Source organism: Kocuria sp. KSNUG (genome assembly GCF_049532735.1).
Lineage (GTDB): Bacteria > Actinomycetota > Actinomycetes > Actinomycetales > Micrococcaceae > Kocuria > Kocuria rhizophila.
On record NZ_CP150981.1, the window covers coordinates 1,983,600 to 2,002,670 of the forward strand.

The 19,071-nt window shown below is 72.9% G+C and carries 14 protein-coding genes and 1 tRNA gene; 2 read left to right on the forward strand and 13 right to left on the reverse strand.

Annotation, left to right across the window (positions count from 1 at the left end; all coding sequences use genetic code 11):
• Nucleotides 1-40: 40 nt before the first annotated feature.
• The 4 genes from AABM36_RS08675 to ybaK all read right to left on the reverse strand — a co-directional run bounded on the left by AABM36_RS08675 (nt 41) and on the right by ybaK (nt 6,026).
• Nucleotides 41-1,111, reverse strand: a complete 1,071-nt coding sequence (locus tag AABM36_RS08675; protein ID WP_019309057.1) for an App1 family protein — start codon at nt 1,109-1,111, stop codon at nt 41-43.
• A gap of 63 nt (nt 1,112-1,174) precedes the next feature.
• Complete coding sequence (locus AABM36_RS08680) at nt 1,175-4,870, reverse strand: DNA polymerase III subunit alpha (protein ID WP_050899423.1); 3,696 nt, start codon at nt 4,868-4,870, stop codon at nt 1,175-1,177.
• Between the two features lie 85 nt (nt 4,871-4,955).
• Complete coding sequence (locus tag AABM36_RS08685) at nt 4,956-5,363, reverse strand: DUF6504 family protein (protein WP_019309055.1); 408 nt, start codon at nt 5,361-5,363, stop codon at nt 4,956-4,958.
• Between the two features lie 159 nt (nt 5,364-5,522).
• A complete protein-coding gene (gene ybaK / locus AABM36_RS08690) occupies nt 5,523-6,026 on the reverse strand; it encodes a Cys-tRNA(Pro) deacylase (protein ID WP_019309054.1) in 504 nt (167 codons plus the stop codon).
• A gap of 461 nt (nt 6,027-6,487) precedes the next feature.
• Between ybaK and AABM36_RS08695 the strand changes: the two genes are divergently transcribed.
• A complete protein-coding gene (locus AABM36_RS08695) occupies nt 6,488-7,246 on the forward strand; it encodes a thioesterase II family protein (protein WP_423445831.1) in 759 nt (252 codons plus the stop codon).
• Nucleotides 7,243-8,046 carry a 4'-phosphopantetheinyl transferase family protein gene (locus tag AABM36_RS08700; protein WP_259919435.1) on the forward strand — a complete coding sequence of 268 codons (804 nt, stop codon included), beginning with the start codon at nt 7,243-7,245 and terminating at the stop codon, nt 8,044-8,046. Before AABM36_RS08695 ends, AABM36_RS08700 begins: the two co-directional genes overlap by 4 nt.
• A 31-nt stretch (nt 8,047-8,077) precedes the next feature.
• Here AABM36_RS08700 and AABM36_RS08705 read toward each other — a convergent pair whose 3' ends face one another.
• From AABM36_RS08705 to AABM36_RS08745, 9 genes are all read right to left on the reverse strand, one after another.
• Nucleotides 8,078-9,508 carry a DUF418 domain-containing protein gene (locus AABM36_RS08705; RefSeq protein ID WP_239356247.1) on the reverse strand — a complete coding sequence of 477 codons (1,431 nt, stop codon included), beginning with the start codon at nt 9,506-9,508 and terminating at the stop codon, nt 8,078-8,080.
• The gene (locus tag AABM36_RS08710) at nt 9,505-13,548 is read right to left on the reverse strand and encodes a Pls/PosA family non-ribosomal peptide synthetase (protein WP_235005057.1); all 4,044 of its coding nucleotides are present in this window, start codon (nt 13,546-13,548) and stop codon (nt 9,505-9,507) included. Before AABM36_RS08710 ends, AABM36_RS08705 begins: the two co-directional genes overlap by 4 nt.
• A gap of 395 nt (nt 13,549-13,943) precedes the next feature.
• A complete protein-coding gene (locus AABM36_RS08715) occupies nt 13,944-14,906 on the reverse strand; it encodes a hypothetical protein (protein WP_423445833.1) in 963 nt (320 codons plus the stop codon).
• A 102-nt stretch (nt 14,907-15,008) separates the two neighbouring features.
• A complete protein-coding gene (locus AABM36_RS08720; protein ID WP_121240821.1) occupies nt 15,009-15,974 on the reverse strand; it encodes a bile acid:sodium symporter in 966 nt (321 codons plus the stop codon).
• 364 nt (nt 15,975-16,338) lie between these two features.
• Nucleotides 16,339-16,411: transfer RNA gene (locus AABM36_RS08725), tRNA-Ala, on the reverse strand.
• A gap of 161 nt (nt 16,412-16,572) precedes the next feature.
• The gene (gene rsfS / locus AABM36_RS08730) at nt 16,573-16,992 is read right to left on the reverse strand and encodes a ribosome silencing factor (protein WP_121240823.1); all 420 of its coding nucleotides are present in this window, start codon (nt 16,990-16,992) and stop codon (nt 16,573-16,575) included.
• Nucleotides 16,993-17,019: 27 nt separating this feature from the next.
• Complete coding sequence (locus AABM36_RS08735; protein ID WP_423445835.1) at nt 17,020-17,976, reverse strand: hypothetical protein; 957 nt, start codon at nt 17,974-17,976, stop codon at nt 17,020-17,022.
• The gene (nadD, locus tag AABM36_RS08740) at nt 17,973-18,740 is read right to left on the reverse strand and encodes a nicotinate-nucleotide adenylyltransferase (RefSeq protein ID WP_259897774.1); all 768 of its coding nucleotides are present in this window, start codon (nt 18,738-18,740) and stop codon (nt 17,973-17,975) included. Before nadD ends, AABM36_RS08735 begins: the two co-directional genes overlap by 4 nt.
• Nucleotides 18,741-18,792: 52 nt before the next feature.
• Entirely contained in the window at nt 18,793-19,050 is a 258-nt protein-coding gene (locus AABM36_RS08745; RefSeq protein ID WP_039101256.1) for a hypothetical protein, read from the reverse strand.
• Nucleotides 19,051-19,071: the final 21 nt, after the last annotated feature.

Genomic DNA, 19,071 nt, shown 5'->3' on the forward strand with positions numbered 1-19,071 from the left:
ACCCGGCACCTCGGCCCACGGTGCGTGGGCAGCCCGGTGGTCAGAGCAGTCCGGCGTCCCGGAGCTGGTCGGAGATGGAGGCGCCGTCGTTGGCCTCGATCCACAGGACACCCTGGGGCACCGTGACCCGGTGCCGGTCGGTCACGCGCGCACCCGAGGCCAGGACGGCCTCCGTGGGCGACAGGTTGCGGATCACGATGGCCGCGACGGACTCCGGATAGCGCTGGGCGAAACCCGAGTAGATCTGCGGATCGTGCTGGCCGTCGTCCCCGATCAGGATCCACTTCACGTGGGGGAACCTCTCGGCCAGGCGCTGCAGGTTCTGCACCTTGTGCTGGGAACCCGAGCGGAACCACCGGTCGGTGGTGGGCCCCCAGTCCGTGAGCAGGAGCGCCCCGGAGGGGTAGGCGTTGCGGGTGAGGAACCGGCGCAGCGTGGGTGCCACGTTCCACGCGCCCGTGGAGAGGTACAGGAACGGGGCGTGCGGGTGCCTGCGCCGCAGCCGGTCCATCATGGTGGACATCCCCGGGGTGGGGATGCGCGCGTGCTCGTTGGCCACGAAGGAGTTCCACGCGGCGAGCATGGGCCGCGGCAGGGCCGTGACCATCACCGTGTCGTCGACGTCGCACACCACGCCCAGGTGCTGCTGGTCCGAGACCACGGTGATCGTGGCCTCGGTGACGGTGGAGCCCTCGGCCTGCATGTAGATGGTGTGCACCCCGGGCGCCATGGAGACGTTGAGGTCCACGTCGATCACACCGCCTCTGTCCGCCACGAAGTGGAACTCGTGGTCCCCCAGCCACACGTTGACGTGGGCGAAGGCGTAGGGCACGGAGGAGAAGGAACGCCAGCCGCGGATGGACTCTGCGGCGTCGTCCGTCTCGTCCACGAGCGAGCGGGTCTTGAGCAGCACGCGACCCAGCGCGCGCACGTAGCGCGGACTGCCGTAGCCGTCGAAGGCGAGCATGGTGGGGATGTCCCCCCGCTGCACTGCCCGGCCCTGGCGCCACCGCTGCAGCTTCTGGTCGAAGCGGTAGCCGACGTTGATCGCTTCTTCCGTGACCTGGTCCACGGACGGCAGCAGGTCCCCGCCACCACTGTTCTTCGCCATGGCTCACAGTGTTCCACAGGCCCGGGCGTGTACTGTCGCGCGTTTGCGCGCTCACGCTCCGTGTCATGGTGTGCCTGCCTTTCGCAGGACTCTGCCGGGTGCGGCCGCCGCCCCGTTCCCCGGTCCGTGCTCGCGGAGCCGCCGGGTGTGGCCGGGGCCCTGCTCCCGTGGTGGGCGGGACGCGGCAGGCCGGGAACCCAGCAGCGTGCGGGGGTCCGGGAGGGTCTCCGGCCGGGAGAGGTCCCACGCCCGGGCGGCCTGGATGCCGATCCCCCGCGGCCCCGTGCGCCGGGTGTGGCCGTGGACCAGCAGCAGGGTCGGGGCGAAGAGCACCTCCCCGGACTCGGCCTGGGCCTCGTCGAAGAACGTGCAGTCCACGGCCCCGGAGCCGTCGTCCAGGGAGATGAACACCACGCGTCTGCCGCTGCGCATGGGCGGGGTCATGGTGGACACCCGCACCCCGGCCACCACCACCTCGCTGCCGCTGCGCAGTCCCAGCAGGTCCTCGGCGCGGGTGGCCCCGTAGGAGCGCATGAGCTCCGCGTGGGAGTCCATCAGGTGGGCGCTGACCTCGATGTCCATGGTCTCCATCTCCGCTCTCACCCTCTCCTGCGGGGACGGCTCCGGGAGCCGGGCCGGCAGGGAGGTCAGGTCCACGTCCCCCAGGGGAAGAGCCAGCTGCCCCTCACCCGGTTGCGCCCCGCTCGTGGCTCCGCGCGCCACGGCCGGGCGGTCCGCCCGGTCCGTGAGGAACCGCACCATGTCCGTGCGCGAGGCACGGGCCCCGGCATCGCGCAGGAGGCTGTCGAGGGCCCCGGCGGTGGCCAGTCTCTGCAGGGTCCTGCGGGAGGGACGGGCCCGGGACCGGACCTCGGCGAGGCTCCCGTACGGCTGTCCCGCCAGGAGCCGCTCGACCTCGGCGGCGCTGATGCCGGTGATGGCGCCCAAGGACATCCGGATCCCCCACGCCCCGTCCTGGGTGTGGGGGATTCCCGCATCCAGGTCCCCGGAGGCCACGGTCCCGGGACGCGGGGTGACCGGCTCCACGCGGTGGCACTCCCCGCTGCGGTTGATGTCCGGGCCCAGGACGGGGATCCCCATGCGGCGGGCCTCCCCCACGAGCAGCCGCGCCGGGTACATGCCGGGATCGTGCTCCCAGACGCCCGCCATGAAGGCCTCCGGGTGGTGGGTCTTCAACCACGCCGACTGGTAGGTGGGGACCGCGAAGGCCACTCCGTGGGCCTTGCAGAACCCGAAGCTGCCGAAGGCGTGGAGGATCTCCCACACCGTGTCGACCACCGCCGGGGAGTAGCCGCGAGCGCGTGCGCCGTCCCGGAACGCGGTTTCCACGGGGCCCTCGGAGGGGGATCCGAGCAGTCGCCGCCAGACGTCCGCCTGTCCGAGTCCGCACCCGGTCATGCGGTCCATGATGCGCATGATCTGCTCGTGGTAGACGGCCACGCCGCGGGTTTCGGCGAGGATCTCCTCGAGGTCCGGGTGGGGGTAGACGGGGGTGGACCAGCCGTGCCGGGCGTTGAGGTAGGGGCGGACCATGTTGGCCTGCATGGGTCCGGGGCGGAAGAGGGAGATATCCACGACGAGGTCGTTGAACTCCTCGGGTCCCATGGTCCCGATGAGCTCGCGCTGGCCCGGGGACTCGATCTGGAAGCACCCGAGGGTGTGGGTGGAGCTGATGAGACGGAAGGTGTCGGGGTCGTCCCGGGGCATGGTGTCGAGGTCCGGGGGTGGTTCGTGGGGGTGCAACCGGGTGATCTCGGCCACGGCGTGGGCCAGGGTGGACTGCATGCGCACGCCCAGGATGTCGAGTTTGATCAGCCCCATGGGGTCCATGTCGTGCTTGTCGTACTGGGACATGGGCAGTCCGATCCCGCTGGCCTGCACGGGGGTGCGCTCCAGCAGGGTGGTGTCGGAGAGGATCACCCCGCAGGGGTGCATGGAGATGTGGCGGGGCAGCCGGTCGAGGCGTTCGGTGAGGTCCACGAGCAGGTCCATCTGCCGGTTGTCCCTGAGCTGCTCCGCGAGGGGTGCCAGTTCGGGACGGCGGGAGATCTCCTCGCGCAGCGTGCCCCCGGGAACGCGCCACAGCTGGCCGGCCACGTGGTCCACGTCCTGGGCCCCGAGACCGAGGGCGAGCCCGGCGTCGCGGACGGCCCCGCGGGAGCGGTAGGCGTTCTGCATGCTCATGAGGGTGACCCGGCGGGCGCCGAAGCGCTCGAAGATCCGCCGGTAGACGTCGTGGCGCCGCGCGCTCTCCATGTCGATGTCGATGTCCGGGAGGTTGGGGCGCAGCGGGGAGAGGAAGCGCTCGAAGACGAGGTCGTACTCGAGGGGGTCCGCCGGGGAGATCCCGAGCAGGTGCACCACCAGGGAGGAGACCCCGGAGCCGCGCGCGGCGTGGCGCACGTCCATGGCGCTCATCAGGTCCGAGACTTCTCCCACGGTGAGGAAGTACCCGGCGAAGCCCAGCCGGGAGATGACGTCCAGCTCGCGTTCGAGACGCCCCCGCAGGGACTCTCGGTTGAGCCCGGGGACGGTGCGGTCCCAGTCCTCGCCGCCGTGCAGCCGGGCGAGACCGGCGTAGCAGCGGCGGGCGAGTTCGCGGTCCGGGTCCCCCCGCAGCCCGAGGACGGAGGCCTCGGGGATCACGGGCCTGCCCACCCCCAGGTCCTCCTGGAGGTCCAGGGCGCAGCGCTGCGCCAGGTGGTGGGTGTCCGCGAGCAGTCCCGCGGGCCCGGTGGCCCCCTGGTCCGCGGCGCTCGTGATCTCGTGGGCCAGGCGCGCCATCCGGTCACCGTCCTTGAGCCAGCCCTGGCCGTTGGGCTGCAGCACGCCGCGCTCCGCCCCGGCGAGCTCGTCGAGGGACATCAGCGTGCGGGCGGCGTCGAGGACGTCCGCGGTCACGGCCTGCCCCGGGTGGGCGTAGCGCACGGCGTTGCTGAGCACCACGGGCACTCCCGCCTGGTGCCCGATCTCGTACATGCGCACGGCGTGACCCGTGCTCAGCGGCGCACCCTGGGGTGCCAGGTGGGTGGTGGTCTCCACCACGAGGGCCCCGGGAGGCACTCGCGCCTGCCAGCGGGACAGCGCGTTCCGGGCGGCCCGGTAGTGCCGACGGGCCAGCAGTCTGCCCACGTCCGAGTCCGGCCCCACGAGCACCACGAGTCCCGGTTCCCCGCCACGGGCGGCGCGGTGCACGTGACGGGCGATCTGCTCGGGGGTGAGCCCCACGGGGTGCGCCGCGCTGCGGTCGTGGGCGCGGTGCGCGGCCGAGACCAGCCGGCACAGGGCGGCGTACCCGGCCCCGCCGTTGTGGCCCGTGGCGAGCACGACCACGCGTCCGACCACCCGGGGCGCGACGGGGCGACGCCGCCCGGGCCCCGTCCCGGACGGCGGGGCCACCCGGCGGGATGCGCTCCGTCCTCGGGACGCGGTGTCCCGCCGGGGCGCACCCCCTCCGGGGGACGCTCCGCGCGCAGTTCCGGGGCCGCGGACGCCCTGCCCCTCCGAGGACCGTGGCGGCGTGGCCCCCAGCAGCGCGAGGTCCACCCCCAGCACGGGGGTGATGCCGTGGGCCCGGCAGGCCAGCACGTGCTTGACCGCACCGTAGAGGCCGTCCCGGTCCGTGCAGGCCAGGATCTGGGCGTCCTGCCCGGCCGCCGTCTCCGCGAGCTCCTCGGGACGCGCCACACCGTAGTGCGCGCTGAAGGCCGAGGCCACGTGAAGGTGAGGGAACCACATGCCCATATTCGAAACTTTGTTCGAATGTTTGTCAACCACCACAGACCCGTGCGGGGCTTCCACCGCCCGGTGCCGCACGGGGGTCTCAGCAGCTGACACGGAGCAGTCCCCACCGGCCCGTGGACTGGTCCCGGGTGAGTTCGAAGGTGCGCGCCACCGCGGCGCCGGCCTCCACGGCCTGGACCCGCCAGCGCTCCCGGTCCACCGCACTGGTGGAGCTCTCGCGCGGGACGCGATCCGCCAGATCCCACCAGTTGCAGCGTTCGTACCAGTGGATCACGGGCTGCAGCACGCGCTGACCGCGGCCACGGTAGAACAGCTCACACGGATTCCCGGAGGAGTCGCAGTGCACTGAGAACTCCCCCGTGGCATCCGGCACGACGGCCTCCCCCGCCCCCTCGGCCCTCGCGTCCACGAGGGTTCCACCGATCACGGGGACCGCCTCCCACGGGTCCTCGTGGCGCTCGATCTCCACCGCGTCCAGCACCGTCATGATGGCTCACCTTCCCCAGGTATTCGAAACTTTATTCGACTCCTGAGACGGTGCCAAGGCCGTCCGACACGCATAAGCGACCGGCCCCGTCGGGGGACGGTGCGGGTGGCCTGAGCATCCCCGGCGCGGCGAGCGCGGCGCCCAGGACGCTCGACTCTCCTACCCCGGGTTCTGCCCCACCGCCGCGAACACGGCCCCGGTGGCCCGCACGAGGTCCTCCGGCGCCAGCCCCACATCGAAACCACGTCGGCCGCCGGAGACGTACACGCGCTCCAGACGACGTGCGCTCTCGTCCACGACCGTGGGGAGCGTGGTGCGCTGCCCGAGTGGGCTCACCCCGCCGAGCACGTAGCCGCTCAGCCGCTGCACGTCCCCGGGTTCGGCGAGGTGCGCCTTCTTGGCGCCCAGCGACGCGGCGACCGCCTTGAGGTCCGCCCGCGCGGAGACCGGCACCACGCACACCCCGAAGCCACCGTGGTCCAGGGCCACCACCAGGGTCTTGAAGACGCTTTCCGGGGGCAGTCCCAGGGCCTGTGCCGCCTCGTTCCCGTAGGACTCCGCCCGGGGGTCGTGCTCGTAGGGCAGTCCCTCGAACGGGATTCCCGCCGCCTCCAGGGCCCGGGTGGCCGGGGTGGCCGGTGCCGAGTGCTTCTTGGCCGCCATGAGATGTCCTCTCCGTCTCGTCCGCACCCTCCCGGACCGCGCCTCCGCCGGCGGGGCCGTTCCAGGGGCCCGGCCCGGGCCCGCATCCCGGTTCCCGTACGGCGGCGTGCCCGGTTGGGTACTGTGGTGTCACGCCCGCACCGCGGGAGGTGCAGGGCTCTGGTTCCTCGAGCCTACGACCTCCCGGCGCGCGATCCCCTCCCACCGCAGCACCACCACCCCGCAGCACCACCACCCGGCAGTCACAGCCCCATCCGATTCACGGCACCACCCAGCACCACCCCCCCGCACCACCCTCGCAGCACCACCGCCCCCGCCCGCACCGCGGTCCGCGTCCGCCTACCCCGTCGAGACGTCCGGAGCGCGCCGCCCGCACCGCTGCTCCCCCGCCCGGCAGCCCCCGCACCGGGTCACGCGGCGGCGGCACCTACCCCCCCCACGGATTCAGGAGGTCCGGGACGTTGGCCACCACCCCTCCCCCCACCACGGCCCTGGCGCGCTGGTTCACCGGCGACGCCGCCCCGCAGCGCCGTCTCGTCGTCTTCCCGCACGCCGGGGCCGGGGCCCTGTCCGGGCGGGTCTTCCAGGCGCCCGGCACGGAGGTCCTCGTCCACCGCCGCCCGGGGCGCGAGTCCCGCATGGCGGACCCCACGCCCGTGGACGTGCGCACCGCGGTGGCCGAGGCGCTCGAGCTGCTGCTGCCCGTGCTCGACGCCGACGAGCTGCCCACCACCGTCCTGGGCCACTCCTTCGGGGCTCTGCTCGCCGCGGAGTTCGCCGCGGCCGTGGACCGCGAGCGACCCGGCCGGCTGCGGCGGGTGGTGCTCTCCGCCAAGAGCGTCCCACCGGATCCCGATCCCGAACTCCGTGCCGTCCTGGAGGACGACGCCGCCCTCGCGGCGTGGCTCCAGGAGCTCGGGGGCACCCCGGAGGAGCTGCTGCGCGACCCCGATCTGCGGGCCATGGTCCTCGCCCCGCTGCGCGCGGATCTGCGGGCCTCCCTGTCCCACGACGCCGCTCCCCCGCGGCTGCGCACCCCGGTGCTGCTCGTGTGCGCCCAGCAGGACCGCACGGCCTCGGCGCGGTCCATGGCCGGCTGGGCGCGGAGCACGGACGCGGAGTGCGCCACGCTCACCGTCCCCGGTGGCCACCACGGCCTGCTCGAGCACCCCGAGCTGCTGCACCGGGCCCTGGCGGAGTCCGACGGGGGCACGAGGTGAGCGCGGGGACCACTGCCCTGCGGCAGCCGGTGTGGGCGGACCACCGACGCAGGGTCCCGGGGGCTCCGGCGGACCTCACCCTGCACGTGCTGCCCCTCGCGGAGTTCGCCCCCTGGGCGTTCTCGGCGTCGGGGTGTCTGAGCGAGCTCGAGCTCGCGCGGGCGGAGACCGTCCAGGAGGCCCGCGCCCGCGAACTGTTCACGGTGTCACGGGTGGCGCTGCGCCACGTCCTCGCGCACCGCCTGGGATGCCGGCCCCACGAGGTGCCGGTGACCCACGACCCACGCACCGGCGCGCCGCGTCCGATCCACGGCCGGGCGGCGTCGGTCTCCAGCGCGGACGACGACGCCCTCCCGGCCCCCGCGGGGAGCGGCACCGGCTTCGCGTGGTCGCCCGTGACGGCTCCCGTGCAGCCCGTCCATTTCTCCGTCTCGCGCACCGCGGGTGTGGTCGCGCTCGTCACGGCCCAGCGTCGTGTGGGCGTGGACGTGGAACGGATCCAGAGCGACGTGGAGGCGGGTGTGCTGCTCGACGTCCTGCACCCCGCGGACCGGGAGCGGCTCGCGAGGCTGCGCGGGCGGCGTCGGGCCGCGGACGTGACCCGGACCTGGGTGCGTGTGGAGGCGCTCGTGAAGGGGTGGGAGACCGGGCTGTCGCGTGACCCTGCTGGCATCCGCATCGGCCCGGCGGCGCGCGCCGACTACGGCCACGGGTGGACCGTGAGCGACGTGCGCACCCGCTCCGCGGAGAACGCCCGGCTGGCCGTGGCGTGGCAGACGGACCCCCGCCCGGTGGGCTGAGGGTCCGTCTGCAGGTCGGCTGCGCGGCCGGCTACCGCCGGGGCGTCTGCGCCCGACGCCGCGGGGGCGCCTTCTCGGGCGGCACGACCGCGGCGGCAGCTCCCTTGGACACCCGGGTGACCAGGCGCTCGAGCGGACCGTTGCCCACGGCCTGCTGCCAGGCCACCGCGAACAGCGCGGCAACGACCACCTGCACGATGAACCAGAACCAGGGCGTGGTGTCCGTCCACACGAACGCCAGCAGCACCAGGTGGCTCACGTAGAGCGTGAGGGTCATCGAGCCCATGGCGCCCAGCCAGGTCAGCCACTTGCCGATCACGCGGCACAGCAGCAGGAACGCGCCGAGGGCCACCATGGCCAGTCCGGCGCTCTCCAGCAGCGCGAACGGGGTGTTGGTGTGCGGCCCGGACAGCAGCAGCCACAGGTACGACGTGTCCGGCAGCTGGGGGTCCGGACCGTAGACCTGGATGTTCCACACGTCGTCAGAGGTCATCCACGGGGTGGCCTCGATCAGGGCGTTCTCCAGGTCGAAGCGCATGAGCATCAGCATGGAGATTCCACGGGCCGCGGCCGCGACCACGGCGCCCACGATCACGAGCACCACCTGCACCCGGTCCCGGGACAGCGGCAGCCGGCCCAGGGCCATGCCCAGGCAGATGAACGTCATCCACGGCAGGGCGGGGTACGTGCCCGTGAGGAACAGCTCAGCCAGGACGGCCCCCGGATCGGTGAGCAGCTCGGCGAACCCGGGGTTGCCGTACACGTGCGCGGGCAGGACGGACAGGGACCACTGCATCACGAAGGGCATCACCACGGCGAAGACCGCCGAGGACACCAGCAGCCACCGCACGCTCAGCAGTGTGAACGGTATGGCCACCAGGAACATCAGGCCGTAGTAGATGAGGATGTTGTAGACCGGCAGCTCCAGCAGGTTGATGCTCAGCCCGATGAGGAACAGCACCAGCGCGCGCACCAGGATGGACACCCGTGCCCGCGTCCCGTCCCGGCCACGCCGCGGGTTGCGCCCCCCGGTCATGAACGCCAGGCTCACCCCGGCGAGGGTCGCGAACAGTGCCGCGGAGTGCCCCGCGAACAGCCGCCACTCCAGGGAGGGATTGCCCTCCACGTCAGCGACCGCGGGCAGCACGTGCACGGCGATCATGCCCACCAGGGCGAAGCCCCGGGCCACGTCCACGCCCATGATGCGCCGCGTGGTGCGGCGCCCGTCCGCGCTGGACACGTTGCGGGTGGCCGCGCCCTGGCGCGGGGCGGACGTGGAACGCGGAGGTGCGGTGACCACCGGGGTGGCCGAGGTCCACAGTCCGCTCTCCGCGGCGGTGCGGCCCTCGTCCCCGCGGTCCCCGAGCCACACCTCGCGCGGCGGGCGGGGTCCGGGCTGGGGCCGCTGTCCGGGGGGCAGATCCCCCTCGGCCACGTTCTCGTTCATGCTCTGCTGCGTCATTCGGTGGCTCCCTGGTGCTCAACGGCGCGGTCCCCGGCGGGGAGCGCGGTCGGTGCGGGGGCCATGGCGGTGGACCCCGTGCTGTGCTGCGTGATGGTCTCGGGTCCCGACGCCGCGGCGTGGGATCCCCGGCGCGTGGCGGGGGCCGCGGTGGGCAGCACCTGCGCGCTGACCACCTGGTCCCCCGGTTCGAGGTGGCGGATGGGGTTGCCGCCCCAGTTGCCGTCCGAGGGCACGGTTTCCTGGCGCATGACCAGGGATCCCGGTGCCACGGTGGTGCGCTCCTCGATCGTGGCGCCCGGCAGCACGAAGCTGTTGGGGCCCAGCGTGGAGCCCCGCCGCATGGTCACGGGCTCCATGCGCATGATCCGGTCGTGGAACAGGTGGGTCTGCAGGACCGTGCCGCGGTTGACGGACACGTTGTCCTCGAGGCGCACCAGGTCGAACTCGGGCAGCCACCAGGTCTCGCACCACACGCCGCGGCCGATGTGCGCTCCCATCAGCCGGGCCCACACGTTGAACAGGGGCGAGCCCACGCTCAGGCGGATCATGGAGGGCACGGCCAGGGACTCGGCGAACACGTCCGTGAGCTCGTTGCGCCACACGAAGGAGCTGAACAGCGGGCGCTCGCTCTCCCGGAAGCGACCCATCAGGGCCCACTTCACGAGCACCGGCACCAGGCACGCCACGGTGCTGGCCACGGTGAGCACCACACCGGACCATGCGAAGGCGGCGATCACACCGCTCCACCCCATCCCGTGGGACATGTAGATGTCCGTGAGCACGTACACGATCACCAGGTCCAGCCACGCCGAGACCATGGCGGGCAGGAAGCGGAAGAGCTCCACGAACGCCCGCGCCGCCTTGAGCCGCCGCTGCGGCTGGAACGTGGACTCGGCATCCGCCTCCGTCTTGGCGCGCGCGATCGGCGCCGCAGTGCGGCCCAGCCAGGAGGACCCGGCCGGTGCGCGGTGGGGTGCGGAGCTGAGCACGGCCACCAGTGCGTCCGCGGGCAGATCCCGGTCCGGTCCCACGATCCCGGAGTTGCCCACGAAAGTGCGCTCACCGATCACGGACGTGCCGATGTGCAACCAGCCGAAGCCCGCGCGGTGGGACGTCACCAGGGCGTGGTCGGCGAGGAACGAGCCGTCCTTCAGCGTGGTGAGGTGCGGGATGGTCTCCGCGGTGGAGATCTCCACGTTGCGCCCCACCTTGGCGCCGAGCAGCCGCATGAACCACGGGGTGATGCACGAGGCGTAGATCGGGTAGGTGGAGATCAGCGTGCGCTGCATGAGCGTCTCGGTGAGCCACATGGCCCACCCCACCGGTCCGTTCTGGGGGAAGTACCCGGGGACGATCATCCCGGAGACCAGGCGCACCAGGCCCACCACGAGCAGCAGCCACACCACGGCCGTGACCACGGTGAACACCGGAACCCACACGGCCACGATCGGGAACACGACCTCGTACTCCTGGATGGTGACCACGCGGGTGAGCACGATCAGCGCACCGGGAATCAGCGCCAGGAAGGGCAGCAGCCCCACCAGGACCGCGCCTCCGGAGAACGCCAGGTGGCTGGTGAGCGCCCCCCAGGTGCGCATCCCGCCCGTGACCTCCGGGGAGTCCTCCGGCCAGGTGGTTCCGGCGTTGCCGTGGTGGCGCAGGGGCGAGCCGCCCCACAGCTCCCCCGCGGGCACCGCGCGGCTCACGTGGGACCCCGGCAGCACCTCGGCACCGGCACCCACGTGCATCCCGGGATCCACCAGGGTGCGGGTGCCCACGCGTGCGTGCTCCCCGATCTCGATCGCGCCCACGTGGAAGACGTCGCCGTCCAGCCAGTAGCCGGAGAGGTCCGCCTCGAACTCCACGGTGGCGTGGTCCCCCACGCGCACCAGGCCGGTGACCGGCGGGGTGTTGTAGAGGTGCGCGTCCCGGCCCACCGTGTTGCCGAACAGCCGGTGCAGGGTGCGCGCCATGGGTGTGCCGGTGAGGACGTCGTACTTGTTGTAGACCACCACGCGTTCGGCGGCCCACACCCGCAGGTGGTTCCAGCTCCCCCGCGGGTAGTGCCCGGGCTTGAGACCGGCGGTGAGCGCACGCACGGTGGCCGCGCCCACGAGCACGCGTCCCGGCAGCGAGAACATCACGAGCCAGCCCACGACCAGGGGCAGCAGCGGCGGGGTGGGCACCCACCCGGCGTCGGCGACGACCGCGAGCAGCCACACCACGATCAGCGAGCCGAGGACGTAGCGGAAGCCGTTGAGCACGTTCAACGCCAGGATGAAGGCCCCCTGGAACCAGCCGGCGGCCGCGGGGACGGGGTCCGGATCGCGCTTGACGTCGTGGGACTCCCCGAGCGTGGCCAGGTAGCCCGCCATGGACTCGAGGGTGGGGTGGGCGTAGATCTTGGCGATCTCCGTGTCCGGGTGGCTCCGGCGCAGCGCCGAGACCAGACGCGCGAGGGCCACCGAGCTGCCACCCATCGCGAAGAAGTCGCTGTCCGCGGCGAACGGCAGGGGCCCGAGCTGGTCAGCCCACAGCTCCGCGAGCCACGCGAGGTCACCCTCGAGGGGCGCGGAGCCGTCGTCGTTGGTGGTGGGCAGCGGCCACGGCAGGGCCTTGCGGTCCACCTTGCCGGAGGTCTTCATGGGCAGCTCGTCCATGAGGCACAGCGCGGGGACCATCCCTCCCGGGAGCCGCTCCACGAGCCAGCGGCGCGCTTCCGAGAGGTCCACGGAGCCCTCGTCCTCGGGCACCAGGTAGCCCGCGATCACGCTGCCGCCGCCCGGAGTGGAGTGCACGGCGCACGCGCCCAGCTTCACGCCTGGCACCTGGGTCATCTGGGTGTCGATCTCGCCGAGCTCGATGCGTCGACCCGAGACCTTCACCTGGTCGTCGGCGCGGCCCGCGAAGACGATGCCCTCGGGGTCCGCGCGCACCACGTCGCCGGAGCGGTAGGCGCGCTCCCACCCGAGCGACTCCAGCGGGGCGTACTTCTCGGCGTCCTTGGCGGGGTCCAGGTAGCGGCCCAGGCCCACGCCGCCGATGATCAGCTCACCGGTCTCGCCCCAGGCCACGGGCTCGCCCTGGGCGTCCACGACGGCGAGCTCCCACCCGGGCACGGCGAGGCCGATGCGGATGGGCGCCTCGCCGGTCAGCAGGGCGCCGGTGGCGATCACGGTGGCCTCGGTGGGGCCGTAGGTGTTCCACACCTCACGCCCGGGACGCACGAGGTGCTTCGTGAGCTCCAGGGGGCACGCCTCGCCCCCGAAGATGAGCAGCCGCACGCGGTCCAGGGCCTCGCTGGGCCACAGGGAGGCCAGCGTGGGCACGGTGGAGACGGCGGTGATCTGCTTGTCCACGATCCACTGGCCGAGGTCCGGCCCGGAGCGCACGATGCTCCGAGGTGCGGGCACCAGGGTGGCGCCGTGGCGCCAGGCCAGCCACATCTCCTCGCACGAGGCGTCGAACGCCACGGACAGCCCCGCCATCACGCGGTCGCCGGGCCCGAGCGGGCGGCGCTGCAGGTACATCTGGGCCTCCGCGTCCACGAGGGCCGCGGCGGAGCGGTGGCTGATGGCCACGCCCTTCGGCTTGCCCGTGGAGCCCGAGGTGAAGATGATCCAGGCGTCGTCCCGCGTGCGCGGGGTCTCCGTCCGCTCGCCCGTGGAGACGGCCGAGCGGCGCGTCAGTTCGAGACCCTCCCCGAAGACGGCAGCCACGCCGGCCTCCTCCCACACCGTGTGGGCCCGCTCGTCGGGGTCGTCCCAGTCCACCGGCACGTAGGCCGCGCCCGCGAACAGCGTGGCCAGGATGGCCACGTAGAGGTCTGCCCCGCCGGAGGGAACGCGGATGCCGACCCGGTCCCCTCGACCCACGCCCATGTCCCACAGGCGCTGGACGTGGACCTCGATCCGGTCCTCGAGCTCTCCGTAGGGGACGGACTCGTGCTCATCCTCGAGGGCGATCGCGTCCGGGAACTGCGCGACGGTGTCGAGGACGATGTCCACCAGGGTGCGCGGAGCCGGTGGTTCCTCCACCGGATAGACCGCTCTGTCGGGGGCTGCGCCCCGTGGGGCGCCGGCCTCGTGGGCCTCGCCGCTGAGATTGTGGCTGTCCACTGCTGTTGTGCTCCCCCTCGCTAAGGACCCGTGGCACAGGAGGAGACGGACGTGAGCCTCGGTCAGGTCGCGTCCGCGCGGGTGTTCGGATCAAGCCGCCCGGGTCCCCCGACCCTGACGGCGGCGCGACATCCCGTGAACGCGCCGTGGTGCCCAGCGTTGACATCCCCCTGCCGGCCCAGTGTGTGAGGCCAGAATACGGGAGGGGGCGTGGGCGGTCCAATACTCGGACCAATGCATGGAGTTGTCCGAAGATGCCCTGACGGCTCCCCGGAGCGCGGTGCTCGTCCGGGCACGGGGCCCCCGCCCCGGCCTCATCCCGGGGACGGTCCGGGAGAGCTTTCCGCTGTGAGGAGCTCGTCCAGGATGGCGGCGTCGGGCATGTCGAAGTGGTCGTGGCCCGGCAGGATCTCCAGTCGTGTGCGGGTGAATCCCCGCTGCTCGTAGAAGCGCTGCCCCTCGGTCGCGGCGCCCACGGCGTCGAAATCGGCCTCGGGATCGGTGCCCGTGTCCTTAGATCCTGTGAACCACCACAGCCGCATGTCCCGCTTGTGCTGCTCCGTGGTCCGGGTGGTCAGGCTGTCCGGAGCCCCACCGCCACCCACCATGACGGCGCCGCCCGTCACGAGGTCCCGCGCGTCCGCGAGCACCCCGTAGCTGAGCATCTCCGCGCCGCCGGAGTAGCCCATCCACGTCACCAGTCCGGGGTCCACGGGGGCCCTCACGAGCAGCTCGTCCTCGGTGAGGGCGCGCAGCCATGCGAGGTTGGTCTTGAGGTCCTGCCACCACGTGCGCTCCCCCCGGTCGTCCGGTGACAGCGGCACGGCGAGCAGCGCGTTGTGGGAGGCGGCCACGGCCGCGAGGCACGTGCTCCGGCCGCCAGGGTCGTAGAACTCGGCCCCGCCGTCTCCGTGCAGGTCCACGACGAGTCCCACGGGGCGGGTGGCGTCCACCCCGCCGTCGATCAGGTGGTAGCTGCTGGTGACCCCACGGTCCGTGAAGGACTGGTCCAGACGACCGAGTGCCCCGGCCTGCGTCTGGTCCTCCCCGGTGTCACGCGTGGCACGGGTGACCGTGTGCGGACGGGCCCTGGGATCATCTGCGGCGAGACCGTAGCGCGTGCAGTCGGTGGTGGGGGCCTCCGCGTCACGGAAGGGGTTCACCACGAGGAGCACCGCACCGGCCACGAGCGCCGTCACCACGATCACGACCGTCGCCACGACCACGGGACGCCACCCGGGAGCCGGGGTGTGCTGCTGGCGCGAGGATCGGGGCATGGCGGTCATGGTACTCCGCGGACAACACGCCACCGGCCGGTGCCAGCGTGGCAGCACGTCGATGCTGGTGCGGCAACGCCCCGGTACCGGATCGGCGCCGGGTCAACCGGCCCCGACCGCCGCGGGCACCAGCCGTGGCACGAGCCACACGAGTGCCACCATCACGAGCAGCTCCACGAGGGTCTGGGTGACCACGGCCAGCGGGACCAGCACGGAACCGTCCGCCGCGGCCAGCGCGAGCGGCAGGACCACGAGCGAGTTGCGGGTGACCCCCGTGAAGACCACGGCGCGGCGCTCGGGGACACCGAGGCCCGCAGCTCGGCCCGCTCCCCACCCGAGCGCGGTCATGACCGCTGCGAACCCCACGTACACGGGCACGAGGGGCACGAGCTCGAGAGCCCGGGCGCCCACGTCCCCGATCTGGGAGGCCACCACGGTCCCCAGTGTCAGCATCATGAGTGGCACCATCGCCGTGGCCACACCGTGCTCCCAGACGCGTGCGGCGCGCCACCGCGGCACGGCCCACTGGGTGGCCGCGGCCGCGAGCAGAGGCACCAGCACGAGTGTCACGAGCGCCTCGACGAACGGCCCCCAGACCAGCTGCGCGGCGGCGTCGTCCCCCAGGATCCACCCCAGCAGCAGCGGCAGCGCGGCGGCCTGCACGAGGACGAGCACGGGCGCGGTGGCGAGCAGCCGGTCCGCTGCACCGCCGGCGGAGCGGGTGAACGCGATGACGTAGTCCACGCACGGCGCGAGCAGCACCAGCAGGGCGCCCGCGAGCAGCGGCCCCTGGAGACCGGCCGTCCGGACCGCGGCCAGGGCCACGACCGGCACGAGGACGAAGTCCACGACCAGCACGCAGCCGAGGAAGCGCCCGTCCCGCAGGCCGACCCCGAGTCCTCGCAGCGGGATGCCCAGGAAGGTGGCGTACAGCAGCAGGGCCAGCACGGGGGTCACCGCCGGCGCGGCGGCCGAGCCCAACGCTGGCGCCACCCACCCGAGGGCCGCGCCCACGGCGATGGCCGCGAGGCACAGCGGGACCTGGGCGCGTTCCAGGGTGTCACGCACGGCAACGCCCCACCGCGGCCGTGGCAGCCTCACTGAGCCGGTGGACGCCCTCCAGCCCCTGACCGTCTGCACCCGCCGCCGGTCGGCCGCCGGGCCGGTTGTCCCCCGTGCGCTCCCGGCGCCGCGGCAACACCACGTCCGAGTGCCGTGCCCCGTCACGAGGCCGCTCGCCGAGCCGTGGCGCCAGCCGCTCCCCTGCGGCGTGCTCGGTCATGCGGGTCCCTCCCATCGGCGGTCACGCGGCACGCCCGCGCAGGTGGGACGACCACGCGAGTCACGGTCGGGCCCTCCCTATCGAGCACCGCGCCCGCTCCGAACGCGAAAATCCCCCCACCGTGACCGGTGAGGGGATTTCGTGCTTCTGTGGAGCTAAGGGGACTCGAACCCCTGACCCCCTGCATGCCATGCAGGTGCGCTACCAGCTGCGCCATAGCCCCGTGCTTCCGGCGAAACTTTACCACGCTTCCGTCACTGCTCGTTCACCCGGATTCTTCCTCCGGGCCACCGTGCGGCGGCGTCCGCGTTTCCGGTCTCCCCGTCAACGACTCGATCATCCTAGACAGGATGCGACGGCACGCGCAAATCAGCGGGAGGCGGCTCAGCCGGCCCGCGTGGCGGCGTCATCGCCAGCACCCGGAGTGGCTCCGGCGGGTGCCTGCGGGAGCTGGACGTCGATGGCGGGGCTGTCCCCCCAGAGGCGCTCGAGCGCGTAGAACGCCCGGTCCTCGTCGTGGAGCACGTGGATCACGGCGTCGCCGAAGTCGAGCAGCACCCAGCGGCCCTCGCCCTTGCCCTCGCGGCGCAGGGGGCGGCGGTCGAAGCGCTCGATCAGCGCCTCCTCCACGGCGTCCACCACGGCGGAGACCTGGCGTTCGTTGGGTGCGGACGCGACCATGAACACGTCCGTGATGGCCAGGCTCTCGGACACGTCGAAGGCGACGATGTTCTCGGCCTTCTTCTGGTCCGCGGCCGCGGCGGCGGCGCGCACGAGGGCGGTGGATTCGGTGGTGGCAGTCACAGGAGTGTGCTGTCCTTTCTGGTGGGTCTAGAGGATGAACATGACGAGGACGACCGCCAGGGCGGCGAGCACCACGAGCAGCAGGGTGATCAGCACCTTGGGCGCTGCGGACCCCCGGGTGTACTCCTTGGGTTCGAGCAGCTCGAGACCCTCGGCGTCCACGGCGCGCACCGGTCCGGCGGGTGCCGGGGTGTCCACAGTGCGTTCGGTGGTTTCCGACGACGCCGCGGGAGCGTGCTCGTTGCCGGCCGCCTCCGTGCCGTGGCCGCGATCGCCACCGGGGAGCTCCTCCTCGGGGCCGCTGCTCCCCGCGGGAGTCCCGTGGTCGTGGTCGTGGTCGGACCGGGCGGTGCCGTCCGAGGTCCGCTGCGCACCGGTGGTGGGCTCCTCGGCGGGCGGCGGAGACGGGATCGCAGGGATCTGCGTGGTCACCGGACCGTAGTGCACCGCGGAGGCGGGCAGGGAGGCGGGATCCGCCACGCGCGATCCCAGATCCATCCCACCGGCCGTGGCCTGCGCCGCGCCCGGGAACGTGATGGTGAAGTACTCGTTGCCGGCCGGCTCCGACGCGGCAGGAGCGGCTCCCCGCCCGGGTGTCCCACCCCCGGGGTTCGTCTCCCCCGGCGTGGTGGGCCGGGCTGCGGCCGCGCGGTCGGCGTCCCGCCGGTCCTGCTCGTTCGCCGCGGCTGCACGCAGGGCCAGCTCGGCGAGCCGATGCTGCTTTGCGAGCAGGGCGTCGTCCACTTGCTCGCCCCCGTTCTGCGCCGTCGTCTCCTGCAGCTGCCGCGCGTGCTCGGCCATCTCACGCTGCAGCCGCGCGAGCCGGCGGGGCCCGAGGGGCTTGACGGCGTTCTCCTGCGGCGGCGTGTCCAGCTCGATCATGGGTGCGGGCGGCGAGAGCCGCTCGTGCTCACTCGTGGCCGGGTGGGAGGCCCAGGGGCACTCGGGGGACTCGTCGTCGTGCTTGTCGGGGGGTGTGCTCACGAGGGGCTCCTCTGGCCCGGGCGTGACGGCCCGGGCGGATCCGTGGGGGCGGAACGGGACGGGGCGGCGTCGGGCGCCCCGCAGGGACTCGTGTCCGCGACGGGGCCCGCGTCCGACGCCGACGCGTGGCCGGACGTGCTGCTGGGAGCGGTCCCGCTGCAGTAGAGACCGTACTTGTTGATGTACTGCACCACGCCGTCCGGCACGAGGTACCAGACCGGCTTGCCCGCGGCCACCCGGGCGCGGCAGTCCGTGGAGGAGATCGCCATGGCCGGGACGTTCAGCAGGGACACGCTCTCCGACCCCACGGGGGCGGAGAGCACGTGCCCGGGGCGGGTCACGCCCACGAACCGGGCCAGGCGCCACAGCTCCTCGGCGCCCTTCCACGTGAGGATCTCCGCCATGGCGTCCGCGCCCGTGATGAAGAACAGCTCGGCGTCCGGGCGCTGGGCGTGCAGGTCCCGCAGCGTGTCGATCGTGTACGTGGGCCCGTGACGGTCCACGTCCACCCGGGACACGGTGAAGCGCGGGTTGGACGCCGTGGCCACCACCGTCATGAGGTAGCGGTGCTCGGCGTCCGTGACGTCCTGCCCCGCCTTCTGCCACGGCTCACCCGTGGGCACGAAGACGACCTCGTCCAGGTCGAACACCGCCGCGACCTCCGACGCGGCCACGAGGTGCCCGTGGTGGATGGGGTCGAACGTGCCGCCCATGACCCCCAGCCGGGTCCTGCCCGGGATGCGCGGGGGAATGGTCAGGTCCATCTCGGCCGTGACCACCGGGGCACTCGTGGGATTCACTCCAGGCGGTCCGGCGTCAGTGACGCGGTGCGGCGTGCACGCTGTCGAGCATGGCCTGCTCGTCCGCGGGCAGCTGCGAGGGATCGTGGTACTCCCCGACCACGGGGGCCTTGCCGCGGGAGGAGAAGGACATGGCGGCCAGCAGGCTCACCACGAAGAGCACGAACGCCACGATGCCGAACACCGGCGCCATGGAGAGCAGCTCCTCGTTCACGTGGTGGGCTCCCTCGGAGGCCACGAGGGTGGCGTTGGACAGCAGGTGCAGCGAGCTCATGCGTTTCCCTTCTCGGACCGG